The organism is Vreelandella glaciei, assembly GCF_013415125.1.
GTDB lineage: Bacteria > Pseudomonadota > Gammaproteobacteria > Pseudomonadales > Halomonadaceae > Vreelandella > Vreelandella glaciei.
In genome coordinates, this window is record NZ_JACCDE010000038.1 from 1 (window position 1) to 25,839 (window position 25,839).

General features: G+C 54.1%; 20 protein-coding genes. 10 read left to right on the top strand and 10 right to left on the bottom strand.

All coding sequences use genetic code 11. The annotated features are described in order from the left end of the window. Nucleotides 1-151 precede the first annotated feature (151 nt). Complete coding sequence (locus tag HZS80_RS20040; RefSeq protein ID WP_179917125.1) at nt 152-1,762, bottom strand: ribonuclease J; 1,611 nt, start codon at nt 1,760-1,762, stop codon at nt 152-154. A 230-nt stretch (nt 1,763-1,992) separates the two neighbouring features. Here HZS80_RS20040 and purU point away from each other — a divergent pair, with 230 nt between their 5' ends. Beyond that, nucleotides 1,993-2,847: a formyltetrahydrofolate deformylase gene (gene purU, locus HZS80_RS20045; protein WP_179917108.1), complete on the top strand. Its 855-nt coding sequence runs from the start codon at nt 1,993-1,995 to the stop codon at nt 2,845-2,847. A 24-nt stretch (nt 2,848-2,871) separates the two neighbouring features. Beyond that, on the top strand, nt 2,872-3,543 hold the full coding sequence (locus tag HZS80_RS20050; protein ID WP_179917109.1) for an energy-coupling factor ABC transporter permease: 672 nt from the start codon (nt 2,872-2,874) through the stop codon (nt 3,541-3,543). 9 nt (nt 3,544-3,552) lie between these two features. On the opposite strand, the gene lexA is transcribed toward HZS80_RS20050, so the two are convergent. Continuing rightward, entirely contained in the window at nt 3,553-4,233 is a 681-nt protein-coding gene (lexA, locus tag HZS80_RS20055) for a transcriptional repressor LexA (protein ID WP_179917110.1), read from the bottom strand. Nucleotides 4,234-4,501: 268 nt separating this feature from the next. Between lexA and HZS80_RS20060 the strand changes: the two genes are divergently transcribed. The 4 genes from HZS80_RS20060 (at nt 4,502) to HZS80_RS20075 (ending at nt 7,416) form a co-directional block, all read left to right on the top strand. Then, nucleotides 4,502-5,179: a TetR/AcrR family transcriptional regulator gene (locus HZS80_RS20060; protein WP_179917111.1), complete on the top strand. Its 678-nt coding sequence runs from the start codon at nt 4,502-4,504 to the stop codon at nt 5,177-5,179. Next, the gene (locus HZS80_RS20065) at nt 5,157-5,693 is read left to right on the top strand and encodes a L,D-transpeptidase (protein ID WP_179917112.1); all 537 of its coding nucleotides are present in this window, start codon (nt 5,157-5,159) and stop codon (nt 5,691-5,693) included. Before HZS80_RS20060 ends, HZS80_RS20065 begins: the two co-directional genes overlap by 23 nt. Nucleotides 5,694-5,757: 64 nt before the next feature. Further along, entirely contained in the window at nt 5,758-6,789 is a 1,032-nt protein-coding gene (nagZ, locus tag HZS80_RS20070) for a beta-N-acetylhexosaminidase (RefSeq protein WP_179917113.1), read from the top strand. A gap of 48 nt (nt 6,790-6,837) precedes the next feature. Next, nucleotides 6,838-7,416 carry a hypoxanthine-guanine phosphoribosyltransferase gene (locus tag HZS80_RS20075; protein WP_007114399.1) on the top strand — a complete coding sequence of 193 codons (579 nt, stop codon included), beginning with the start codon at nt 6,838-6,840 and terminating at the stop codon, nt 7,414-7,416. Between the two features lie 20 nt (nt 7,417-7,436). On the opposite strand, the gene ppsR is transcribed toward HZS80_RS20075, so the two are convergent. Next, nucleotides 7,437-8,270, bottom strand: coding sequence for a posphoenolpyruvate synthetase regulatory kinase/phosphorylase PpsR (gene ppsR / locus HZS80_RS20080; RefSeq protein WP_101145420.1), 834 nt, complete (start codon nt 8,268-8,270; stop codon nt 7,437-7,439). Between the two features lie 274 nt (nt 8,271-8,544). On the opposite strand from ppsR, the gene ppsA reads away from it, so the two are divergent. Both ppsA and ggt read left to right on the top strand, forming a co-directional pair. Next, on the top strand, nt 8,545-10,920 hold the full coding sequence (gene ppsA / locus HZS80_RS20085; RefSeq protein ID WP_179917126.1) for a phosphoenolpyruvate synthase: 2,376 nt from the start codon (nt 8,545-8,547) through the stop codon (nt 10,918-10,920). Nucleotides 10,921-11,034: 114 nt separating this feature from the next. Beyond that, on the top strand, nt 11,035-12,825 hold the full coding sequence (gene ggt / locus HZS80_RS20090; protein WP_179917114.1) for a gamma-glutamyltransferase: 1,791 nt from the start codon (nt 11,035-11,037) through the stop codon (nt 12,823-12,825). Nucleotides 12,826-12,830: 5 nt separating this feature from the next. On the opposite strand, the gene HZS80_RS20095 is transcribed toward ggt, so the two are convergent. From HZS80_RS20095 to acnB, 3 genes are all read right to left on the bottom strand, one after another. After that, nucleotides 12,831-14,774: a glycerophosphodiester phosphodiesterase family protein gene (locus tag HZS80_RS20095; protein WP_179917115.1), complete on the bottom strand. Its 1,944-nt coding sequence runs from the start codon at nt 14,772-14,774 to the stop codon at nt 12,831-12,833. A gap of 39 nt (nt 14,775-14,813) precedes the next feature. Next, nucleotides 14,814-15,308, bottom strand: coding sequence for a ribonuclease E activity regulator RraA (gene rraA, locus HZS80_RS20100; RefSeq protein ID WP_179917116.1), 495 nt, complete (start codon nt 15,306-15,308; stop codon nt 14,814-14,816). A gap of 182 nt (nt 15,309-15,490) precedes the next feature. Next, on the bottom strand, nt 15,491-18,094 hold the full coding sequence (acnB, locus tag HZS80_RS20105; RefSeq protein WP_035557525.1) for a bifunctional aconitate hydratase 2/2-methylisocitrate dehydratase: 2,604 nt from the start codon (nt 18,092-18,094) through the stop codon (nt 15,491-15,493). Nucleotides 18,095-18,621: 527 nt separating this feature from the next. Between acnB and HZS80_RS20110 the strand changes: the two genes are divergently transcribed. Then, complete coding sequence (locus tag HZS80_RS20110) at nt 18,622-19,293, top strand: MiaE family protein (RefSeq protein WP_035557528.1); 672 nt, start codon at nt 18,622-18,624, stop codon at nt 19,291-19,293. Nucleotides 19,294-19,320: 27 nt separating this feature from the next. Continuing rightward, complete coding sequence (locus tag HZS80_RS20115; RefSeq protein ID WP_179917117.1) at nt 19,321-23,220, top strand: ATP-binding protein; 3,900 nt, start codon at nt 19,321-19,323, stop codon at nt 23,218-23,220. A gap of 44 nt (nt 23,221-23,264) precedes the next feature. Here the strand turns inward: HZS80_RS20115 and HZS80_RS20120 are convergent, their stop codons facing one another. From HZS80_RS20120 to queC, 4 genes are read right to left on the bottom strand one after another with little or no spacing between them, the layout of a single operon-like run. Then, complete coding sequence (locus HZS80_RS20120) at nt 23,265-23,522, bottom strand: YkgJ family cysteine cluster protein (protein ID WP_035557534.1); 258 nt, start codon at nt 23,520-23,522, stop codon at nt 23,265-23,267. Continuing rightward, the gene (locus tag HZS80_RS20125) at nt 23,519-24,364 is read right to left on the bottom strand and encodes a 6-carboxytetrahydropterin synthase (RefSeq protein ID WP_179917118.1); all 846 of its coding nucleotides are present in this window, start codon (nt 24,362-24,364) and stop codon (nt 23,519-23,521) included. The genes HZS80_RS20120 and HZS80_RS20125 overlap by 4 nt, the downstream gene beginning before the upstream one ends. Beyond that, nucleotides 24,364-25,020, bottom strand: a complete 657-nt coding sequence (gene queE, locus HZS80_RS20130) for a 7-carboxy-7-deazaguanine synthase (protein ID WP_035557540.1) — start codon at nt 25,018-25,020, stop codon at nt 24,364-24,366. The genes HZS80_RS20125 and queE overlap by 1 nt, the downstream gene beginning before the upstream one ends. Beyond that, nucleotides 25,020-25,727, bottom strand: coding sequence for a 7-cyano-7-deazaguanine synthase QueC (gene queC, locus HZS80_RS20135; RefSeq protein ID WP_035557543.1), 708 nt, complete (start codon nt 25,725-25,727; stop codon nt 25,020-25,022). The genes queE and queC overlap by 1 nt, the downstream gene beginning before the upstream one ends. Nucleotides 25,728-25,839 lie beyond the last annotated feature (112 nt).

Sequence of the window (25,839 nt, forward strand, 5' to 3'; positions counted from 1 at the left end):
TTATCTTATGCTTGTTCATGACTCTTCCCCTCCGCATTGAAGTGGTTCAACTATCAATGTAGCTCTCTGAAGCTTCGAGAGGGGAGGAGTCCCTTTCATTGAACGCAGTGAAGCAATCTCAGTTTTATTGCCGTCGTTGAATGATGCGGCTCTAACGGTTAGCGGCACTTTCATACGCAGCAGGTTCTGGCATTTCGGCGGCCATAATCTGAAGATGCACATCGGGCAGGTGCTGCATATGCTCCGCCAGCCAGTGTACCAAGCGAGGCTGCAATGCTTGGCGAAGGTCGGCCAGTGTGTCGGCGGCAATCTCATCAAGCTGATCATCCAGCCAATCACTAAAGCTATCTTCATCCAGTGGGCTGGCACCCGTCGCATCCAGCATCAAACGTCCAATGCGGGCCCAGCCCGTATCAGTCGCGGTCACCGGCAGTGCTAGGTACAAACTGCCACGACGTGCCGTACTGGCGTCTTTTATTTCCAACCCTGGGTGAGGAACCACGCTGTTTTGACTGACGATGCAGGGCGGCTGGGGATAGCGTGCCTCGCAGCGCAGCCCTTGGTGATCAAAGCTGATTAAATCGCCATTAACTGGCGACAAAGGTGCGCTAATCCCTAATTGACTGGCAATTGCCTGATGCGCCTGCTGATGCCTTGCTTCGCCGTGGACGGGCATCAGATGCTTCGGCTTAGTCCATTGATAGAGTTTGATTAACTCATCATGAGCGGGGTGCCCCGTAGCATGTAACTCGGGATGGTTGATTTCGTCGTAAATACGAACACTTAACTGCGCTAAACGTTTTTTTAGCTGTTCAATAGGGCGTTCGTTGCCTGGAATGGCTTTAGCCGAGAAGATGACATTATCGCCAGGCTGAAGATCAACAAAGGGATGGCGGCCCTGAGCAAGACGCTGAAGCGCGGCACGCGCCTCACCCTGGCTGCCGGTGGCAATAATAACCACTTCATCCGGGGGGAGATAACCCAGGTCGTGATTGGGTACCAGCGGCGGTAAGTCATCCATATAGCCAAGCCCGCGCGCAACGCTAACCATTCGCTCCATTGAGCGCCCCATTAAGCTGATGCGACGGCCACACTGATGCGCCGCGCGCCCGATAGCCAATACCCGCGCAAGGTTACTGGCAAAACAAGAAACAACCACACGGCCCTGGCAGTTGGCGAGGGTTTTTACCAATGCCCTCGCCACATCACCTTCACTGCCGGAGTGGCCTGGCATGGGGGCGTTGGTGGAATCGCCGACCACTAAATCGACCGGGGCCAGCGCTCTAAACTGTGCCGCGCTCACCGGAGAGCCGATAAGCGGCTCAGGATCAAGTTTCCAGTCACCGGTATGTAAAACACGATAGCCGCCAGCCATCATGATGATGGCACAGCTTTCGGGTATCGAGTGCGTCAACGGCAAGTAGCGCAGCGTAAACGGCCCGCTTTCAAGTGCCTCGCCTGGTTCGATGACATGAATAGCAGCGCTGCTAAGTTGATGTTCAGCAAATTTAAGACGTAATAGCCCCGCGGCTAATGGCGTGGCATAAATAGGACAATTCCACATCGGCCAGAGCCAAGCGACGGCACCAATGTGGTCTTCATGGCCGTGGGTAATAAATAGTGCTTTCGGGACTATCCCTAATGCTTTTGGTGTATCAAGATTAGGCACTTGTAGCGGTGAGTTGGGGAGATCCTGGCGAATCATCATGCCGCAGTCGACGACAATCCAGTGATCATCGTAGCCGTAGAGCGTTAGATTCATGCCAATCTCACCGCATCCCCCCAGCGGCAACATGCGCAGCGGAGGACGACGACGGGGACGAATTTGAACGCGTGAAGAGTGCATCAGTTATGAAAAGCCTAAAAAGTAGTGACTCAACTATACGGGAAGGCAGGGGCGGCTAACAATCATCCTTGGCCTTCCGATACACTATGCAACCTAAGCCGTTGGTTTGTCATAATTACCTTAGAAATAGGTCAAGAGTTGCTCACATGTCCCATTATTATCGTTTAGTTGTGTCCTGCCCTGATCAGGTAGGTATTGTGGCCCGAGTATCGAGCTTTATTGCTAAGCAAGGGGGGTCCATCACCGAAGCAAGCCAGCACTCCGATTTAGAAACGGGCTGTTTTTTTATGCGTTACGACATCTTGGCGGATTCAGTGGGGATGTCGGTGGAGGCGCTACGTGCAGCGTTCGAGCCTGTGGCGATCGAATTTGATATGCAGTGGTCATTGGTGGATACACAGCAGCGCCGCCGGGTGGTGTTGATGGTCTCTAGAGAGTCACACTGCTTGGTAGATTTGCTTTATCGCTGGCAGGCCGGTGAGTTGGATTGCGATATTGTCGGCGTCATTTCCAACCATGACGATATGCGTTCATTGACCGAGTGGTACGGCATTCCTTATCACTATGTGCCAGTCGACCCCGATAACAAGCAAGTGTCGTTTGCCAAGGTGCAAGCAGAAATCGATAGTGCGCGCGCTGATTGCGTTGTGTTGGCGCGTTATATGCAAATCCTGCCGCCTGACCTGTGCGCACGCTATGCTGGGCGGGTGATTAATATACATCACAGCTTTTTACCCTCTTTCGCTGGGGCGAAGCCCTACCACCAGGCATATCAGCGCGGTGTGAAGCTGATTGGCGCCACCTGCCACTACGTCACCGAGGAACTCGATGCGGGCCCGATTATCGAACAGGATATTCATCGCGTTAGCCACTGCCATACCCCAACCGATTTAGTCCGCTTTGGGCGTGATGTTGAAAAAGCCGTTCTCGCACGCGGTTTACGCTGGCATCTTGAGGATCGTGTTTTAGTGCATGGCAACAAGACCGTGGTATTTAGCTAACGCTCGATAAAGTGAGAAGCCGCTATGTCGTTCGCACAAAGTGTACTGGCGCCCTGGGCGCTGATATTCACCTCGCTACTCTCGTTAGGCGTAGTGGTGTGGGCTCTTTGGCGGCGGCCCTGGAAAGCGCTACTGAAAGACACTGCCCTTCAGCATCGTTGGTTAGGCGCAACGCTGGCAGTGGTGCTGATGTGGCAGCTACGCGCTCAGGCGGTCGACTGGCTAACGCTGCATCTCGTCTTTACGGTATTGATGACACTCGTGTTTAAAGCGCCACTAGCGCTGCTCAGCAATGTGTTCATCAATGTGGCAATGGTAGTTATCGGCCGCAATGAGTGGACGCTGCTGGGGGCGAATGTATTGGTAACGGGCATTGTTCCGGCTGCCATTATTGGCACAGTGTGGCGGCTGGTAGATCGCCGCCTGCCGGATAACCTGATGGTGTTTCTATTTGCCTGCGGGTTTTTTGGGGCGGCGTTGGCAACATTAGGGGCAGGGCTGGCTGCCGTGCTGCTGATCATCGTGGCAGGCACAGACCCTAACGCTATCTATCTTGCTCAGGAGTATGCACGCTTCTTACCTCTACTAATGCCTTCAGAGGCGTTTATTACCGGGATGCTGCTGAGTATTTTGCTGGTCTATCATCCTAATTGGGTGGCCACCTTTAATGACCACCGCTATATCGACATGCAGTAGCGACGGTGGTTAGCCCAGTGCCTGGCCATTACCGCCACGAATAACGCCAACGCCGACACCTTCGATATCGAGTGACTGTGAACGCAGGTCGATTTCAATGGGCGCAAAGTCTGCATTTTCCGCAAATAGCGTTACTTGGTGGCCCTGACGTTTGAAGCGCTTGACGGTTACCTCATCATCTAGGCGCGCGACGACAATCTGGCCATCGCGCACCCGCTCGGTACGGTGAACTGCCAATAAATCACCTTCTAAAATACCAATATCCTTCATCGAAAGGCCCCGCACACGCAGCAGGTAATCGGCTTTAGGAGTGAAGTACTCGGCGGGCAGAGGGCAGTAACGGTCAATATGCTCAGCAGCTAGGATAGGGCTCCCGGCGGCTACTTCGCCAATCACCGGCAGGCCAGCAGGCGAGGCTTCAATATTGGCAGCGGGTAACGCGCTTATGGTGCTGTCTACTACCTCCTGGGGCTCTTGATTAGGTAGGCGAATACCGCGTGACGTATTGCGAATAATGCGAATAGCGCCTTTACGCTCTAGCGCGCGCAGGTGCTCTTCCGCTGCGTTAGGTGAGCGGAATCCCAGGGCTTTCGCAATTTCAGCACGGGTCGGAGGGTAGCCAAATTCGCCCATGGTCTTAACAATAAAATCAAATACATGCTGTTGGCGAGCGGTTAGCGGACGCGACATACCAGACTCCAATAATAGTGAATAGACAGTAACAAATTAAATGTCGACTTAATCGATAAGTGGTTAAGTATACAGTATGTTCCTCTGTCCAGTATATGTCTTGTCAACCCCTATCGGGCAAGGTCCCCGAATTTTTCCTAATCGTTTTAAACTAAGCTTCTACTGATATAGACAGCCATATTTCATCAGAAAATCAAGCGTTGAGCCCTCCAACGTTATGGCATAGTATTTTACTATGTTTTAAACACTCGTTTCCCCGGAGAGCGGCATGGCTCAATCTGATACGGTAACTCGAATACTCGACACCGCGGAAGTGCTGTTTGCTGAGCGAGGTTTTGCTGAAACATCGCTGCGCAACATCACTAGCAAAGCGCGCGTCAATTTAGCGGCGGTGAATTACCATTTTGGTTCCAAAAAAGCCTTAATTCAGGCCGTGTTTTCACGCTATCTGGACCCGTTCACTCAACGTTTTCATACCGCGCTTGATGAACTTGAAGCCCAGCATGCAGGGCGCGTTATTCCGTTGGAAACGCTACTCGAAACAATGGCGACCAGCGTGCTGGCAGTGCCTGCGGAGCGCAACAGTTTGAAGGTGTTTATGCGCTTGCTGGGCCTTGCCTATAGCCAAGCGCAGGGGCACCTTCGGCGTCATATTCAGCAAGAGTACGGTGATGTGTTTACCCGCTTCACCGAGCTAGTGCATCAAGCAACGCCCGACTTGCCTGACGCGGAGCGCTTTTGGCGGCTACACTTTATGCTTGGTACGGTGATTTTTACACTTTCAGGCCTTGATGCACTGCGCGACATCGCTGAAAAGGATTATCACGAGCAGGTCACCGTGCGGGATTTGGTTAGGCGGTTGCGCCCGGTAGTGGTGGCTGCCATGAATGCACCGTTGCCCCCAGCACTTGAAGAAGGAAAATATGCGAACGCCCAAGCTCGCTGAGCTTCCCCCTGTAGAGAACATCTGGTTGGAAATCGATACCACACAGCAGCAGCTACGCTGTTGGCGAGGGCCGAAGGTGCTGCATGAGTGTGAAGTATCGTCTGGCCTCGCGGGCGTCGGTGAGTACAATGGCAGTGGCAAAACACCCCAGGGTTGGCACTATATAAGAGCCGCTATTGGCAGCGGGATGCCTGATAATGCGGTATTTCGTGGTCGTCGCTGGACGGGAGAGGCATTTTCTCCTGCGCTAGCTGAAGCATATCCGAAGCGGGATTGGATTTTGACCCGCATCCTGTGGCTATGCGGATTAGAAAAAGGCGTGAACCGTGGTGGACAGGTCGATTCACAGCGTCGCTATATTTATCTTCATGGTACGCCACCTGATCAGCCCATGGGCGTTGCTGCCTCCCACGGCTGTATTCGTTTACGCAATAGTGATTTGCTCTATATCTTTTCGTTAGCGTTACCAGGTACCCCCGTTTGGTTGCACGGCGGTCGTCAGTCGTTTGACTAATCCGTTTTGACACCGCTAGACGATCGTCTAGAATCACCGCCTCTTTTTTAATGGACCTATCACGATGACTCAACCGTTAGGCCCGGTCATGCTCGACCTTGAAGGCCCGAAATTAACGGCCGCAGAAAAGCGCTTGCTGCTAGAACCGTCGGTAGGGGGCGTTATTCTGTTTGCCCGCAATGTCGAGAATGGCTATCAAGTACGCCAACTCTGCAGCGATATTCGCCGTGTGCGTGCGGACTTATTGCTTGCCGTTGATCAAGAGGGTGGCCGCGTTCAGCGCATTAAAGAGGGGATGACGCGCCTTCCCGCCATGGCTCGCATTGGGGAGTGTTATAGCGCCAATCCCGATGACGGTCTTGCGCTCGCAAAAGATGCTGGCTGGCTATTGGGCATGGAAATGGCCGCCTGCGGTTTGGATCTTAGCTTTGCTCCGGTACTGGATGTCGAAAGCGGCGTCTCAAGTGTTATTGGTGACCGAAGTTTTAGCCGCGATCCGCAGCATGTGGCGCAGCTTGGCAGCGCCTTTATTCAAGGGCTCCATGATGCTGGTATGGCCGCTGTCGGAAAACACTTCCCCGGTCACGGCGGAGTCGCGGCAGACTCTCACGTTGCGCTGCCGGTGGATGACCGCCCGCTAGAGGTGATTAAACAACGCGACCTGGTGCCCTTTGCCCATTTAGCCGCACCGTTAGACGGCGTGATGCCAGCGCATGTGATTTACAGTGCTTTCGATACGCGTCCTGCCGGGTTCTCCCCTCATTGGTTGGGCATGCTGCGTGAATCGTTGGGCTTCAAAGGCTGCATCTTTTCTGATGATTTAAGTATGGCGGGCGCCCACGAGGCGGGTGGGCCCAAACAGCGAGCCCAGGCAGCGCTAGCGGCGGGTTGCGATATGTTGCTGGTGTGCAACGATCGCGCCGCGGCACTTGAGGTGATTGAAGCCTGCCGGGGTATTGAAACCAAGCGTCCCGCCAAACTGCGCTACAGCCGTGCACGGCCTGATATTGATGCCCTAAGTGCGTTGGGCCGATGGCGTCGTACCCACGCTAAGTTGGAAGCATTGGCTGATAAACCGAAACCCAATGCTGTGTAAATTCACACGACTGATGTAATTGAAGCTTTTAACCCGCCTGGAGTTTAGATGTCAAAGTTGGATAAAGAAGCCTTAGAGTCATTGGACTCAATGCGTGAATTGATGGATAACGCCGACTGCCTTATTTCTCAGCAAGAGGTAGAGCGGGCACTTGATCGTATGGCGGAAGCGATCACGCGAGATTTAGGCGACAAGCTGCCGGTTTTTTACTGCGTTATGAATGGCGGCTTAATCACCACAGGGCATTTGCTAACCCGGCTGGGCTTTCCGCTTGAAGTGGATTACTTACATGCCACTCGTTACCGCAACGAGCTGCGCGGCGGTGAGCTGTTTTGGCGTGTGTCTCCTGAGGTGCCGATGGCGGGGCGCCATGTGGTGATCGTCGACGACATCTTGGACGAAGGTGCCACGCTAGCCGCCATTTTGGCTTACTGCGAAGAAGCCCAGGCAGCCAGTGTTACGACGGCTGTACTGGTGGATAAACAGCACAACCGCAAAGCGGTACCCGGTTTAAAGGCCGACTACTGCAGCTTGGAAGTCGCCGACCGTTACGTGTTTGGTTTTGGGATGGATTACAAAGGCTACTGGCGAAACGCGCCGGGAATTTTTGCCCCAAAAGGAATGTAAGTTAGCCGCAGAATGGATCGTTAGCGGGGCGAAAAGCGCCTCGCTAAGCCCGTTTCTGCAATCATCCGCGTTGATATCTCTTCTACCGAGAAGCGCGTCGCATCAATAAAAGGAATGTGCATGGTGCGGTAAAGCGACTCCGCTTGCCCTACTTCTTGAAGACACTGATCAATTGAGCTGTAACGGCTATTCGGCCGCCGCTCATTGCGAATTGCTGATAAACGACGCGCATCAATGGTTAACCCAAACAGTTTTTGACGATGGGGCGCGAGCGCCTTGGGCAGTTTTAACATGCCATCTTCGTCTAAATCATCCTCCGTCAGCGGATAGTTGGCCGCTCGAATACCAAACTGTAGTGCCAGATAGAGAGAGGTAGGTGTTTTGCCGCAGCGAGAGACGCCGACCAGGATAATATCGGCTTTATCGTATTGATGAGTGCGTGCTCCGTCATCATTATCCAGCGCAAAGTGCACTGAGTGAATCCGGTCCATATAGACGTCATCGCTACCAATTGAGTGCGTGCGTCCAACGCTATAGGAAGAGTGAGTATTAAGTTCCTGTTCCAATGGCTCCAGGAAGGTTGAAAAAATATCGACCTTGAAACCGGAGGCTTGCCGAATAACGTTGCGAATTTGTTGGTCAACGATGGTGTCAATGATGATAGGACGATGACCGTCGCGGCTGGCTGTCGCTTCGATAATGGCTGCTAGCGCCTGAGCTTTTTCCAGCGTATCGATATAAGGCTTGGTTTGCATATCGATCTCAACATCGCTGAACTGGGCCAGCAGGCTGCGCCCTAAGCTTTCTGCTGTGATCCCGGTGCCATCAGAGATAAAAAAAGCCGTACGTTTCATAGTGACATCCACTGGTGAGTAACTGCGCTATTGTGTGCCGAGCCGTTTGCTAGAGCAACTCGCTATGCGTACTGGCGAGGGAAGGGGCAAAGTGACTGACTACACAAATGACCTAAAAACCCTTCGTGTTGTAAAAATCCTCCATTCCCTTCGCTATTAGACCAATGGCGAATACATTGGCGCGGTGCTAGGGTGTCTCAATCAATAATCCATGATCCTACGTCTAAACGGCAATATTAGTGATCGTGTCGATGTCTATGAGCGAGGGGGTTACGTGGAAGAGTACATTCTGTGGTTCGATCAACTGGGCATGTCAGACGTCGAACGCGTGGGTGGTAAAAACGCCTCGCTAGGTGAAATGATTTCCAATCTGTCCGGTGCTGGCGTAACGGTGCCTGGCGGGTTTGCCACGACGGCTCATGCTTACCGCGAGTTTCTCTCCCACGAAGGCCTCAACGAGCGCATTAATGCCACGCTTGCGCGCTTGGATGTAGACGATGTTAAAGCGCTTGCCGAGGCGGGCCGCACCATTCGCCAATGGATTATTGATACGCCGTTGCCGCCTAGCTTTGAGACAGCCCTTCGCGACGCTTACGGACAGCTCCAGCAACAGCATCCTCAATTAAAAGTGGCTGTACGCAGCTCTGCTACCGCTGAAGATTTACCCGATGCTTCCTTCGCGGGTCAGCAGGAAACTTTTCTCAATATTGAAGGTTTCGACAATATTAAACGTGCCGTGCACGAAGTATTTGCCTCGCTGTTTAACGACCGCGCTATCTCCTACCGCGTCCATCGTGGCTACGCCCACGAAAATGTTGCCTTGTCGGCCGGTGTGCAAAAGATGGTGCGCTCTGAGATCGGGGCGTCGGGCGTTATGTTTACGCTGGATACCGAGTCCGGCTTCCGCGATGCGGTTTTCGTTACTGGCTCCTGGGGCTTAGGCGAAACCGTGGTGCAGGGCGCAGTCAATCCCGATGAATTCTACGTGCATAAACCGACCCTGGCGGCGGGCCGCCCGGCAGTGCTGCGCCGTAACTTGGGCTCCAAGCTGATCAAGATGATTTACGGCCAGGATGCCAGCGCCGGTAAATCCGTTGAAACCGTCGATGTGCCCCATCAGGATCGCGGTCGCTTCTGTATAAATGATCAACAGGTGATGGAACTGGCTCGTCAGGCCATGACGATCGAGCAGCATTACCAACGCCCTATGGATATTGAGTGGGCGCTGGATGGTGATGATGGTGAGCTGTATATCGTTCAAGCGCGTCCTGAAACGGTCGTCTCCCAGCAGGAAGGCGGCAAGCTTGAACGTTTCCAGCTGCGCGAAAAAGGCCGCACATTAATCACCGGCAGGGCGATTGGTCAGCGCATTGGCCGTGGTACCGTCAAAGTGGTGCTCAGCCCTGACGATATGGACAAGATCCATGATGGCGATATTCTGGTCACCGATATGACTGACCCGGATTGGGAGCCAATAATGAAACGTGCTTCCGCCATCGTCACCAATCGTGGCGGGCGCACTTGCCATGCCGCCATTATTGCCCGTGAATTGGGTATTCCCGCGGTAGTGGGGTGTGGCGACGCGACCACTCAGCTCAAAGAGGGCATCGACGTTACGGTTTCGTGTGCGGAAGGCGACACCGGCAATGTCTACGAAGGGTTGTTGGAGTTTGACTGCAAAGTCTCCAGTGTCGACGCCATGCCGGAAATCCCCTTCAAAATCATGATGAATGTGGGCAATCCCGATCGCGCCTTCGGCTTCGCCAGCCTCCCAAACGCAGGTGTAGGCTTGGCGCGTCTCGAATTTATTATTAACCGCATGATCGGCGTTCACCCTAAAGCGCTGTTGGAGTACGACACGCTGCCAGTGGATCTACAGCAGGTGATCGATTTACGGACGGCCGGTTATGCCGACCCCGTCAGTTTTTACGTCGATAAACTGGTTGAGGGGATCTCGACGCTGGCAGCCGCGTTCCACCCGCAGCGTGTGATCGTGCGGCTGTCAGACTTCAAGTCTAACGAATACGAAAACCTGATTGGCGGTAAGCTCTATGAGCCGGGGGAAGAGAACCCAATGCTCGGTTTTCGGGGTGCGTCGCGCTATATTTCTGAAGCGTTCCGACCCTGCTTTGAACTTGAATGCCGTGCCCTGAAGCGGGTGCGTGAAGAGATGGGGTTCGAGAATGTGGAGATCATGGTGCCCTTCGTGCGTACCACCGACGAAGCGCGAGAGGTGGTAGAGCTGTTGGCCGCCAATGGTTTGGAGCGAGGCGGTCCGACAGGCTTGAAAGTGATTATGATGTGCGAACTGCCAGCTAACGCCCTGCTAGCCGATGAGTTCCTTGAGTACTTTGATGGGTTCTCTATCGGCTCTAATGATTTAACGCAGTTAACATTGGGGTTAGATCGTGATTCGGGCATCGTTGCACATCTGTTCGATGAGCGTAATGGGGCGGTTAAAAAGCTGCTTGCGATGGCGATTCAGGCGTGCAAAGCGAAGGGGAAATACGTCGGCATTTGTGGCCAGGGGCCGTCAGATCACCCCGATTTGGCGAAGTGGTTGATGGAACAGGGCATCGACTCCGTATCACTCAATCCCGATGCGGTCCTGGAAACGTGGTTTATGCTCGCAGGCCAAAAAATTGAATAAGTTTGCTTGCTAAAACATTCAGTTTACGCCCGGACATTGAGCCGGGCGTTGCTGTTTTTATAGACTACTCTTTTATGTGTGATTTTTATTTAACTTGTCGCGGAGAGCGCTGAAATGTTCACAAAATCAGCTAAGTTTGCGCTACCTGTGCTGCTGGTAACGCCGTTTTATAGTTGGGGGTTTAGCTACGAGACACCCTCCATTTCTCCTGAAAGTGAGTCTGGCTATGAAGAGAAGCCAGGCTGGGAGGCTGAGTCGTTTGCGGTGGCGGCAGCCAACCCGCTCGCAACCGATGCTGGTTATCAAGTATTGAAAGCCGGTGGTAACGCTATTGATGCGGCCATTGCAGTGCAAATGGTACTGAATTTGGTAGAGCCTCAATCCAGCGGTATCGGTGGCGGTGCTTTTCTAATGCATTACGATGGCAGCGAAGTGCGCGCCTATGATGGCCGTGAAACCGCACCGCAGGGAGTAAATGGCGAGCTGTTTTTGCAGAATGGCGAGCCGCTTGCGTTTACCGACGCGGTGGTTAGCGGCCTTTCTGTCGGTGTGCCGGGTACGCTGCGTATGCTTGAAAAAGCCCATGCAGAGCATGGCGAGTTAGCCTGGGAAGAATTGTTTACACCGGCTATTACCCTGGCCGAAGAAGGCTTTGCTGTGAGCAATCGGTTGCATGCCAGCCTGACGAGTGACGAGTTTCTGCGCCAAGATCCGTTAGCCAGCCAGTTTTATTACGATAGCGAAGGTGCGGCTATCGCGGTTGGTGAAACACTCAAAAATCCGGCCTTGGCAGAGGTACTGCGTCGCGTAGCAACCCAAGGCAGCGCTGCCTTGCACGAAGGTTCTGTAGCGGAAGATATCGTTGAGCGGGTTCAGAATCACCCTGAGCGTCCTGGTAGTTTGTCGGTTGAAGATATGCGTGGCTACGAGGCGCTTGACCGCGAACCTTTATGCACCCCTTGGCAGCAGTGGGAAGTATGCGGTTTTCCGCCTCCCTCGTCGGGCCATCTCACCGTGATGCAGATTTTGGGCATGCTCGAACAACAGCCGCTGCTTGAAGCCCCGTTCGATGACGGCGCTCCAAGCAGCGGGTGGTTGCACCAGTTTCTGGAAGCCTCGCGGCTCGCTTTTGCCGACCGCGGTCGTTATATCGCCGACCCGGACTTTGTCGAAGCACCGGGGGGGGATTGGTCATTGATGCTGGCCCCTGACTACCTGGAGCAACGCAGTGAGCTCATTGAAGAGATGAGCATGGGCGACAGCGCTGAACCGGGTAATCCCGGCGAGCTTGCCGTTAGTTGGGCCAGCCAGCCCGATCAGCCTGAGTATGGCACTAGCCATATCAGTATTGTGGATGAGGAGGGCAATGCGGTGGCCATGACGACCACCATTGAGCAGGCGTTCGGTTCGCGCATTCTCTCGGATGGCGGAACGGGCCTAGCGGGTGGTTTCCTGCTCAATAATGAGCTCACCGATTTTTCATTTTCCCCTGAAGTGGACGGCGACCCTGTGGCGAACCGAGTCGAGCCAGGCAAGCGCCCGCGTTCCAGCATGAGCCCTACGCTGGTATTCGATCAAGAAAGCGGTGAGCTAGTGGCCAGTTTAGGGTCGCCGGGTGGTGCGGCGATCATTCATTATACGGCCCGCACCCTAGTCGCGCTGCGTGACTGGGGGCTGAGTGCTCAGGAAGCGCTCAATCTACCCCACGCCATTACGTTGGGCGGCGATGTTTACGTCGAAGAGGGGCGTTTTCCTGAGGAAACTATTGCGTCACTACGCGAGCGAGGCCACACGGTCAGCGAACGGGAGTTGACCAGCGGGCTACAGGCCATCAGGCGGCTTAACGATGGCACACTGTTTGGCGGCGCTGACCCACGCCGTGAGGGTGTGGTGATGGGCGATTAGGAGTGCTACTGACGAAGCCAGTTGCGCAGTTTTACCAGCATTAGCGCCCCGTCGCTTAACTCACGGCGAATCTGAATAAGCTCTGTTAAACGATCTGGGTAGTCAGTGATAATGGCATCGACGCCCAGGTCAATCAGCGTCGACATTCTAGCGCGGTCGTTAACCGTCCAGGCGTGTATTTCGTAGCCGTACAGCCGTGCCAGGCGAACTTCTCCTTCCGTGATGCGGTTATGGCGCAGGCCTAATGCGTCAAAACCACGACGATTGAGTGTGCCGGGCAGAATGAGCTGCGCCAACAAAGTAACGCGCAGTTCTGGCGCCCGGGCATTAATATACTCAAGTAGTGACGGCGACATGGTCGCCATCCGCATATCCAACAGCGCATTGGGGAAACCGCAGGCGGTATAACCATCAAAGGCGTTTTGTTGGGTTGCCCAGCAGCGGTAGCGAATGTCGCTCTCGGCATTTAAGGTATCAATAACGGCATCGGCTAACGCTTGCTCTTGACCCGGCAGGGGCTTGATATCAATCATTAACCCCGCTTTTCCACGAACTCTTTCGAGCGCTTCGTCCAGGCCAGGAATGTTCTCGCCTTGAAACGCATCCCCAAACCAACTGCCCACATCGAATTGGCTAAGTTGGTCTCTGGTTAGCTCACCAAACTCACGGCTGTCACCAGTTAGCCGTGCCATGCTGCGGTCGTGGTAGAGCATTACCTGCTGGTCACTGCTCAAGCGTACGTCAATTTCGATATAATCAGCACCATCAATCAGTGACTGCTCTAATGCAGAGAGGGTGTTTTCAGGAGCCACCATGGAGCTTCCGCGGTGGGCTATCACTGCGACGTTGTCACGAATTTCGAAGCTATTCAGAATCCACCATGCTTGAAGGCCGGCAAAAACAAGCACGCTGAGCTCAACCGCCCAGGCAAGGCGCCCTGCGTTCGTATCTTCCGGTGGGGCCGCCGGGCGTGGTTCTTGATGCGCCAGCTGCATGTACAAGCAGGCAGAAAGGAGGGCGTTAGTGGCAATACCCAAAAAGGTAATGGTCAGCGTAATCAGCACATAGCCCAACAGGTACGCCAACATCGCCGGTATGAGTACGGCGTTATGCTCAGGCAGCCACCACAGCAAGGGCGTAAATAGCCGGTCGAATAGCAAAGTGGCCAGTAACGGCAGGCTGATAATAATCAGTAGCAAGAGCAGAACCGCTGCACCAATTGAGCGTCGCCAGCCGCGCGTTAAGCTAACGCTACGCTTCAGCGCTCGCCAGGGGTTGCACCTTTCCAGGGCCACTAAGGGTAGTGCAAGCAGCCAGCGCAGATAGAGCCATGAGGCCGCCCATATCCAGGCAATGATCAGGGGGAGGGCGCAGCCAATGAAGTACCACAGCGCGGGGGGGCGCACTCTCTGTAAATAGTAAGGGTCTATACCGCTGAGCCAGAAGCTATATAACCAAGCCAGCCCGAGCATAAAAGGGGCCAATAGCAGTAAGTGTGTGCCTACCTGAAGAATCACCAACCCAGCGAGTGCTGGCAAACGTTGAGTGCTTAGCCAAAGTGCTTCAAGCGCTAGGCGGTAGTGATTGTCGCGGGGTCTAATCGCAACTTGCAGCATGCCCGCCTGTTGCCAATAAATAATTAAAAACGTGAATCCAAGCCCTACTAACATACCCACTAACCCGAGTGGACTAAACAGCAGAGCGATCAGCTCATCGTTGGTAACGACGGTCCGGTTGAGTTGGGCAAGTAATCCGCGTATCACCCAGGTAATGGCGGGTAGCAGTAAGGCTGAGGCAAGCAGCGTGAAAAACAGGTGATAGGCGATCAGAGGGCGAAGATGATCGCGCAGCGTGCGCAGTAAGGCAGAGCCAAGGTAGGTCAAAGGCTGCATCGTCACTAAACGGTAAGAATGAATTACCAGGGTGGCAGTAAGCACCACGCCTGGCAAGTGGACTGTTACCAATCCTTATGGGTGGTCAAGAAATAGTCAGGGGAGGGGTAGCTTATGCGCAGCAACAATAATGCCGTTGTTATCTGCATATAACCATTGGCCGGGCTGAAGGGTGACGCCTGCAAAGGTGACGTCAATATCACGCTGACCTTCACCGCGCTTTTCACTCTTGCGCGGATGGCTTCCCAATGCCTGAACGCCAATCGGCAGGGCGGCGAGTATATCCACATCGCGCACGCAGCCGTACATAACAACAGCTGCCCAGCCGTTGGCGACAGCCTGCTCTGCCAGCATATCACCCAGCATGGCGCAGCGATGCGAACCGCCTGCGTCGACCACCAGCACCGCGCCATTACCTGGCTCGGCGACCGCCTGCTTAACCATGGAGTTATCTTCAAAACATTTAATGGTGCGAATAGGACCATAAAAGGCTTCAAGACCGCCAAAGTTAACAAACAGTGGGTCTAGCACGGCGACTTCTGGGTGCGCATCACAAAGATCGGGTGTCACAATTTGCGTTGAATTCGTCATCACACGCTCCTAATGGTAGAGGCTGTTGATATTAAACCGGTGTCCAAAGGCAGTGCAAAAAAACGCCCCGCCCTGAAGAACAGTGGCGGGGCGTTCGGTCATCGACTCAGAAAATGCAATCTGTCACATTCTCTGCGATGGTGCGAGCATCGGCGATGGGGTGATCAGACTCAAGCGTTAAACTAAGCTTCTTGAGCGATCGGAATCACGTTAGAGGCGATCTTTTGATACTCCTCGATTTCGTGAAAATTCATATAACGATAAATCTCGCCAGCCATGGCGTCAAACTCACCCATGTAACGTTGATACTCTTCAACGCTGGGTAGGCGTCCTTCTACCGCGGCAACAGCCGCCAGTTCCGCAGAGGCAAGGTACACGTTGGCACCATCGCCCAGGCGGTTCGGGAAGTTTCGTGTAGACGTAGACACGACGGTGCTCTTGGCAGCAACGCGCGCCTGGTTACCCATACACAGTGAACAACCCGGCATTTCCATGCGGGCACCGGCACGACCGTAAATACCGTAGTAGCCTTCTTGGGTCAGCTGGTGCTGATCCATTTTCGTCGGTGGTGCCAGCCACAGCCGGGTTTTTAAACTACCGGCAGGCTGCTTTTCAAGCAACTTACCCGCAGCCCGGAAGTGGCCGATGTTAGTCATGCATGAACCGATAAAGACTTCGTCGATTTTCTGGCCAGCTACTTCTGATAGCAGGCGAGCATCGTCGGGGTCGTTCGGGGCACACAGAACCGGCTCTTTAATTTCAGCCAGGTCAATTTCGATAACTTCAGTGTACTCGGCATCTTGGTCGGCACGCATCAAGCTCGGGTTAGCCAACCATGCTTCCATACCTTCAATACGGCGGCTAATGGTACGTTCGTCACCGTAACCGTTGCCCATCATCCACTTCAATAGGGTGATGTTGGACTTCAAGTATTCGGTCACGCTCTCTTCTGACAGCGTAATCGTACAGCCAGCAGCAGAACGCTCGGCAGAGGCATCGGAAAGCTCAAAGGCTTGCTCGACGGTTAGGTCTTCCAAACCTTCAATTTCCAACACGCGGCCTGAGAAGGCGTTTTTCTTGTTGGATTTATCGACCGTCAACAAGCCCTGCTTGATGGCGTAAAGTGGAATGGCGTGAACCAGATCGCGCAGCGTAACGCCCGGCTGACGTTGGCCCTTAAAGCGAACCAGTACCGATTCCGGCATATCCAGCGGCATTACACCGGTAGCAGCAGCAAATGCTACCAGGCCTGAACCGGCTGGGAACGAGATGCCCAGCGGGAAGCGGGTGTGCGAGTCGCCGCCGGTGCCTACTGTGTCAGGCAGCAGCATGCGGTTCAGCCAGCTGTGAATGATACCGTCGCCGGGGCGTAGTGAAACACCGCCGCGGTTCATGATGAAGTCCGGCAGAGTGTGGTGGGTATCCACGTCGACCGGCTTAGGATAAGCGGCGGTATGGCAGAAAGACTGCATGACCAGATCGGCCTGGAAGCCTAGGCAAGCAAGGTCTTTCAGCTCATCGCGTGTCATCGGGCCGGTGGTGTCTTGAGACCCAACGGTGGTCATTTTAGGCTCGCAGTACATGCCTGGGCGAACGCCGTCCAAACCACACGCTTTGCCAACCATCTTCTGGGCTAAGGTAAAGCCTTTGCCAGTATCTTTGGGCTGATCGGGTAAGCGGAAAACGTCAGAGGCCGGTATTCCCAACGACTCACGCGCCTTGCCGGTTAGTCCGCGACCAATGATAAGAGGGATACGGCCGCCAGCACGAACTTCATCCAGGATCAGCTGCGTTTTAAGTTCAAACGTAGTGATGACGTCATCGCTGCCATGCTTGCAGACTTTGCCTTCATAAGGATAAACGTCGATGATGTCGCCCATGTTCAGGTTGGTGACGTCCATCTCTACCGGCAGGGCGCCTGAGTCTTCCATGGTGTTGAAGAAGATAGGCGCGATTTTGCTACCAAAGCAGAAACCGCCAGCGCGCTTGTTCGGGGCGTAAGGAATGTCGTCGCCAAAGAACCAGAGTACGGAGTTAGTCGCTGATTTACGTGATGAACCAGTGCCCACAACGTCACCAACGTAAACAACCGGAAAGCCTTTTGCTTTAACGTCTTCAATCTGCTTGAGCGGGCCTGTGGTGCCTTGCACCACAGGCTCAATGCCATCACGCTCGTTTTTAAGCATCGCATTGGCGTGCAGCGGTATATCAGGGCGTGACCAAGCATCTGGCGCCGGAGACAAGTCATCCGTGTTGGTTTCGCCAGGTACTTTAAACACGCTGAGTGTAATTTTTTCAGCCAGGGCCGGTTTAGAGAGGAACCACTCAGCATCTGCCCAAGATTGAATGACTTCTTTAGCAACGCTATTGCCGTTCTTGGCGCGTGTTTCGACATCATGGAAAGCATCGAACATCAACAGTGTGTGCTTGAGCTGCTCACCAGCTTCACGGGCAAGCTCCTCGTTATCGAGAAGTTCAACCATTGAAACAATGTTGTAGCCGCCCTGCATGGTGCCAAGCAGTTTAACAGCATGCACCTTGTCGATCAGCGGCGAGCTTGCTTCACCTTTCGCGACTGCAGTTAGAAAACCCGCTTTTACATACGCGGCTTCATCAACACCGGGCGGTACGCGATTGGTGATTAAATCGAGAATAAACTCCTCTTCACCGGCCGGTGGCGTTTTAAGCAGCTCAACCACTGACGCTACTTGTTCGGCGGTTAGGGGTTTGGGCGGGATGCCCTCAGCAGCACGTTCCTCGACATGTTGGCGGTAAGCTTCAAGCACGTTGGGGCCCTCTCATCTACGTTCTGATTTACTTTATGGTGACGGCCTACACGTAGCACCGTATTGGCTGCGCAGTGTTGGAAAGTGGACCAATCACATATGACATACGCTTGACAAACAGCATATGGTTGGATGGCCGAGATTCTACGGCAAACTGTCGACAATGTTAAGCTGGCATGGCGTGACGTCTGTTGTACTTTATGTTGATGCTACGATCTAAATGAATCAAAAAGCACCTTTTTATTAGTCGTTTGGCTCAAAATCAGGAAAGTTTTTACCATTTTCTAAGTTAACATAGGGTGGTGCGGGTGTGATTGGGGTTACAGCGGGTTACCATAGACCTCAATTTATAACCTTAGAGGCATCGTATTAATAGTGTGCTTATAAAGTGTATGGAGCATTTTTGAGCGAATGATTACATTAGTAATAGGCGATGCAAGGTATAAAGATTTGTACCTAACAGGGACTGAGCGTTTTGAGCGCTTATATGTTGTACAATAATGAAACACAAGATTGGTAATGGTGTTATGTCGATACAATCCAGTACTTTACAAACGAATGCCTTGCAAAGGGCTGACCATGCGTTAAAAGCGGATGATTTGTTGCCTGAAAGTCTGCACCAGTTTCTGGCCTGTGCAACCCCTGACGCATGGCTACAGTGGGCGCTCGAAAATCCTCAAACGCTATTAATCGACCATGCGCAATGTGAAAAAAAAGCCGCTTCTACGGCAATGAGTCTACTCTATCGCTATGTTGATCAACCGCTGTTGCTCAGCAAAATGTCGCAATTAGCCCGTGAAGAGCTGCTCCATTTCGAGCAGGTAGTCGCGCTCATGGAAGCACGCGGCGTTGCTTACCAACATTTAACGGCATCACGCTACGCTGAAGGGCTTAGGCGACACTTGCGTAGTAATGATCCCGAACGGCTAATTGATGTGTTAATCATCGGTGCACTTATTGAAGCACGTAGCTGTGAACGGTTCGCTTGTTTGATCCCTTATTTAGACGAAGAGCTTGCCAAGTTTTATCGCACTCTTGTGAAGTCAGAAGGCCGTCATTTTGAAGACTATTTGTTGCTCGCTCGCCAGCAAACAGCAAGCTCTATTGACGAGCGGATCGCTTTTTTTGTAGCGCGTGAAGCGGAGCTGATTACTTCGCCCGATACGGCTTTTCGTTTTCATAGCGGTGTGCCAGCTTAAGCCGCTTAGCCCGGCAGGATGTTTATCATGCGCGATGCTCGTGAGACAGACCAGTTAACCTTATTCGGCCACTTTTCGCTTACCCAGGGCGAAGATGTATTGACCCACTTTAGTTACGACAAAGTGAAAGCGCTGCTTGTTTATCTTTTGCTGCACCGCCAGCCGGTCAATCGGGCTGCTCTGGCAGAGCTGTTGTGGCCCGACCAAGGGTTGTCATCAGGCAGAACCAACCTGCGCCATGCGCTGCACTGTTTGCGCCAATCGTTAGGTGAGAGCGCTGACCATGTATTAAGTGTCTCCCGGCAAACGATTGCTTTTCAACTTCCTAATAACTGGCAGGTTGACCTCCATACGCTGCAGCGGCTCTTAGAAGGACCCCGCGATTTAAATACCCTTGAAGCGCTGATGTCTTGTTACCAAGGCGACTTGATTGAAGAGCTGCAACTGACCAACTGTAGCGAATTTCAGCGTTGGTTAGTCCAAGTTCGTAATGAGTGGCGTCAGCGTGTCATTCGTTTTGCTGAACAGGTGCTCGAAGCTCACGCCGATGTACCTGATTCAATTTTGGAAGCGTTGGTCAGCCGCTTTTCAGGCTACGGTCCCTTTCATGAGCGTTTGGTTCGTCAACTCGCCGAACAGAACCAAATGGCTGCTGCCCATGAGCAATACAACAGCTATTTACAGCTGTTAGCGCTGTCGGGTCAGCAGCCTGAGCCAAGCTTTCTGCAGTTAGCCAGCTACTGGTCAGATGGCCACCACGACCCGCGGATGATGAGCCCTCAAGGTGCCTTTTCGCGCGCGCTGGCAGCAGATAGTAAGCCGCTCCGTGAAGATGAAATCGAACTGCGTCAGCTCTCCGTGATGGCTATACGCTTGCATCTAAAAGGGGAGTGGCAAGATCGCGCGGCGACACGCCACTGCCTTACGCTGCAGTTGGAATTACTACGCTGGTTAGAGCAGCAGTGCCATCACTTAGGCGGCTTTTGGCTTCCAGGTGCTACGGGCGGCTTAGGCTTGGCCTGTTTCGGCACTCATGGCCCCGCGCATCAGTTGGCGGAGCTAGTGGCGCTTTATGAGCATTGTCGTCAGGCCCTTCCCCAAGAGAGCGGGCGCCACTGGACTGGTGAGGGTGATATACCGCACTTTGAGTTGGCCGCTGGCTTGCACAGCGGTCGTGTGGTGTACCTACCCGAGCGTCAGTTGGCGGACCCGTTAGGGCAAGTCACGCAAATGTCTTTGGAGCTGATGAGCGCTGCAGAAGGTAGTGAACTGGTTATTTCCCAAGAAGCCAGTCAGCATATGCCGCCCGCGCTTGATCTTCAGCCACGCCTGGTGTCACGTTTGATCGCCAGCGATGGTCGTGTGCGCCTGCGTGCTCTGGTGCTGGGCCAGAACGAAGGCGGCCGCGATGCACTTCCCCCCAGCTTGGTGGGCCGTGAGACGTCGCTGCGTACCCTGCGCGATGCGCTGGCGCGGGCGGGTATTGGCTTGCGCCAAAGTGTATTGGTGCGTGGTGCCTCGGGTATGGGAAAATCGGCGTTAATGGTCGGTTTTCGCCAATTAGAACTTAGCCGTGACGCGGCGATATGCTGGCAGCCCACCACGCGTCTTTCGGTGCTAGACCCTTATGGGGTGGCCCGCACGCTGGTTGGCTGGTATCTCAAGCAGGCGCTTACCGTTGAAGCCATTCACGAACTACAGGCAACGCTAGGGTTTGATCAGCTGACGGCTGACCGGCAGCATCTGTTGGAGCAAGCGCTTGGAGTGCATGAAGTACAGGAGATCACCCAGCTTGCCCAAAGTGGCGAAGCCGTTGAGCTGGTCGTGATGCTTTTGCACCGTTTAATTGAGCGGCAAGCAACGACCCACACGCTGGTGTTCATGATTGATGATTTACAGTGGCTGGATGAACCCTCCTTTAAAGTATTGGCAGGGTTGCAGGCAAGACTACCCATCAATACTGCTTTTATGTTGGTCGCTAGTCATCATGGGCGTGAAGCGTTGCCGGTGAAATTGCACTGGGATCAGCAAATTAGCTTAGGCAACCTGGATGCGCTGCAGTCTTCACGGCTATTGTCGCAGCTTTCCCGCCGTTACCGTATCCACCTGAGTCCGCGGTTGCGTAATCAAATTATTGAGCGCTGCGATGGTGTGCCTCTGTATATGCAGGAGATTTGCCGTCGTTTGGATATGGATCGCCGAGAAGGGCGCAGTGTTCAGTTTGAAGAACTGCCCAAAGGGTTATTAGGGCTTTTAGCAAGCCGTATTGATCAACTTGAGGGCGACCGTGAAATTGCCCACGTAGCAGCGGTACTGGGTAAGCGCTTTCGGTTGGATTTTCTACTTGAGTGTAGTGGCTGGGAAAAAGGTCGGCTTAACCAAGCGCTTGAGCATATGCGGGTACTGGAAATTGTTGAGCCGGTTGATAAAGAGAGTGGTGACCATGAATTCCAGTTTAGTCACCAGTTGCTGCAGGAAGCCGCTTATCTCTCTTGCCCGAGAGATGTGCGGGTCAAGCTGCACCAGCAGGTGGTGACTTTAATAGAAGAGCGTTTTCCGGTATGGATCAGTCGTCACCCCGGTGATTTCGCGACCCACCTACGTCGTAGTGGGCACTATGCCCGTGGCGCCCGTTACTTTGAGCTGGCCGCTCGGGAAGCGCTCAAGGTCAGTGCTAACCGAACCGCACTGCGTATGGCGGATTTCGGCTTAGCGAGCCTTCGCCATGTTGAGCACGAGATCGAGCGTGAAGTGAGTCTGCTCACCGTTCGCGGTCAGGCGGCCTTTTCGTTAGAGGGGCATGGTTCACCGACCGCCCACGAAAGCTTTGTGCGTGCACGAGAGCTGCTGCGTGAATCGGGCAGCGATAGCCTTGAAGACCCGGAAGATCTTGAACAGATATTCCTGGTCAAATGGGGGCTCTGGGTCGGTCGTAGTCAGCGCTATGCCCATGCGGATGCGTTTGCTTTGGCTTCAACTCTGGCCGATATCGCGTCTCGTCTCGAAGACCCGCGTTATCGCCGTTTAGCCGATTATGCCCGGGCTAATTGCGAGTATTGGGCTGGGCGCATTCAGCAGGCGCACGATCACTTGGATGAAATTGATCCGCTGAATGCGCAGATGATGATTGAGTGGCTGCCATTCTCTGATCACCCGCAGGTTTCTGCTGCCTGCTTTCAAGGCTGGGCGCTCTGCTTGCGTGGCGATTATCAGCGCGCTGAACGTCAAGTCTCGTCGGCGATTCGCCTAGCGGAGAAGATTGCACACCCTGGGACTTTGGCGATGGCGCTATTATTTGCCGCGGCGCTTTATCGTCAATTGGGACACGTTCATCTGGCTGCCCGGCACGCCGAACGGGCGGCCGCTATGACCGGCACACCAGATTTGCAGCTATGGCAAATTTCCGCACAAATTATTCTCGGCTGGCAGCGGGCGTTGGCAGGGGATACGGCGGGGCTTACCCAACTGCGTGACTGTCTAGATCAGATGGCCGAGCTGAAAGGGCGTAACCGCTACCAGCGGCCAGTGCTCTGGTATTCGGATGCGTGTATTGAGCTGGGCGAGCTAAACGCTGCAGAGGATTACCTGGATCAGTGCTTAGTGATCGCCCGTGAAAGGACAACGCTATTCCTGCCGGAATTAGCCACCCAGCTTGCCAAGGTGCGTGATCTGCTTGGGCATCCCGCCAATGAGGTGAAAGCATTAGCTGAGATGGCGATTAACCAAGCTCGCGAGCATGGCAACCGTCACCAGGAGCTGGCGGCCCTTGAGCTATGGTTGACGCGCATTGAGCCTAATGACCAGCAGGCCAAAGAGAGTTTCAGGCGCTTGTTGAGCGAAGTCAGCCACAGTGATGCCCCGGTGTTGACACGCTGGATCAGCTTGCTGGACCGCCGTTTGCCGCTCCCCGTGAGCATTGAAAGCTAGCCCTAAGGGAGTTGTCTTTGGCAGAGGGGCAGAAATTGCACTTTCTAACGTGTGTCTTCTTCTAGCCAGGTCAGCGTGGCGAGCGCCTCTTCTCGGTGCTCGCCACAAACGCTGGCATCAAAGTTAAAACGTTCGCAAACCTTTGGGCGGCTCGGGTCACCAAATAGACGACACAGGTTGTGCTCATCTAGCTGAACACAACGTACCCCTGCCGGCTTGCCTTCTGGCATGCCGGGAATAGCAGAGCTAATCGAAGGCGCAATGCAGCAGGCACCACACCCCGCACGACATTCCTCGCTCATTGCGCAGCACTTGGTGAAAACATAGCAATCGCGCCCTTGTTGATACCCTCGAATGCCTGAATGCGTGTGGCTTGACCGCTCTGTGTGGCGACTTCCTGTGCCAGCCAGGCCGCAATATTTTCTACCGTGGTCGGACCGGGCAGCACGGTACACAGCGACTGTGGCAGGGTAATGGAAAAATCTCCCTGGGCGGCTCGGTAGCGGCAGGTAAGCGTTTCACTATTGCGAGCCGCAATATCTGCCTCCTCAAGAAGGTAACGATTATCCAGCCGTGCCGCCCACTGTTGCTCAAGCAGGGTTTGGCGCGCCGCCTGCTGCCAGATATACAGTCGTGAACGGTGGCCGTGGGCAATGCGCTGGCAATTTCCTGCGTGTCGTTTCAGGCCGTGGCTGTAGCCGTATGCGGCACCGTCGTTGGGTTCATCGCTCAGTGTCAGGGAAACCCGGTCAACATTTTCGGGACGCTGCTCGGTCAGTTGGTGACTTAAATGCTCGGCGACCATTTCAAGCTTAATGGCTTGCCAGGGAAGCAGGGTGAATGCCTCTTTCGGCCCGCGTACTTCCATCGGGTAGGGCGTCGTGGTGCGAACGCATAATCCTTCAGGGCATTCGGAGACACTGATGCCTGGTGCCTCGGTGGGGACCAGCAGGGTATGGTCTAGCCCGCTGTCCAGGGTACGCTTGATCCACGGCTTCACTTCACCAAAATCGAAAAGCATGCCGTCTTCACCCAGCTTGCCTTCCAGCACCGCGTCTACCTGCCAGCTACAGCCGACCAAGCCGCGCTTGGCGCACCAAAGCGAGACATCGATATGGGTCAGTTGTTGAACGAATAAAGCCATTAATCAAAACCTGCTAATTTATGCATTTGCAGCGAAAGACGCCACTGTGGATTAGCCATACAGTAAGCGGTCGTCTCAGCAACGGTCGTCTTGTCCTGGTGTAGGGGAGCAAGATCCATCGGCTGTAAAAAAAAGTGGTGAAAATCCAAGCTTGAAAACTGCTCCGGGGGCGCATCAGCCTGGGGGTAAACGAGCTTTAATTCGTCGCCATGGGTAACGACCAAGGGATTGTTGCCCTTGGGGCTAACGCACAGCCAATCAATGCCAGGGGGTGGCGCCAGCGTGCCGTTGGTTTCGACGGCCACCTCAAACCCATGGCGGTGTAGCGTGGCAATCAACGCCGCGTCAAGCTGCAGCAAAGGCTCACCACCGGTAAACACGACATAGGGAGTTGCTTTGGGCTTGTCACCACCGCTTTGGGTAGGCCAAAGGGCTGCGATGTGTTCGGCAAGGGCTTCGGCGGTGGCAAACTTGCCACCGTTGATACCGTTCGTGCCAATAAAATCGGTATCGCAAAACGTGCATTTAGCCGTTGCACGATCCACTTCGCGGCCCGACCACAGGTTGCAACCGCTAAAACGACAAAAAACACTTGCTCTACCAGCCTGGGCGCCTTCCCCCTGCAGGGTATAAAACGCTTCTTTAACTTGATACATCAGCGTTGTCCTGCGGTGTCTGAGGTATATGGCAGTGGGTCTGTCACCCCGTTAGCGGCAAAGGCGGCTAGTCGTTCGCGGCAGCTACCGCAAACGCCGCAGGCTAATTCACGGCCTTCGTAGCATGTCCAGGTGTGGCGGTAGTTCAAGCCCATGGCCAAGCCCTCACGCAAAATCTCGGCCTTGCTTGAGGAGAGGTATGGCGCGTGGAGCGTGACGGGCTCGAAGTTGGCAATGCCTGCGACATGGTTCATTGCCTCAACGAACTCGGGACGGCAGTCTGGGTACAATATGTGATCGCCGCCATGGGCACCGTAATCGACTCGCTCTGCGCCAATATTGACCGCTTTGGCAATCGCCAAAGAGAGTAAAATCATATTGCGATTAGGCACCACCGTAGCGCGTAAAGTGTCCGCGGCGTAGTCGCCGTGGGGCATCGCTTGGTCTGGGTTGGTCAACGCTGAATTGTTAATCAGCCCGTGGATGGCGCGAATATCGACCACCTGGTGGGGCACGCCAAGCGTGGTGCATACCTGACGAGCAGTGTCGAGTTCACGAGCATGCCGCTGGCCATAGTCAAACGAGAGGGCGTGGACGGTAAGCCCTTCGCGCAGCGCGCGGTGAAGTACGGTAAAAGAGTCCATTCCACCGGAGTAGATAACGACGGTCGTGGCGCTATCAGCGGCCACTGGGGGTATTGATGACATGAGAAAACACTCGTTGTCGGAGAATTTATTAATCGCGAGCAGCGGTTAGCTGGCGCGGCGTTCCGGGGTCCGGTCCGGAAGGGGGAGCAGTTTACGCAATAGCCGTTAATCT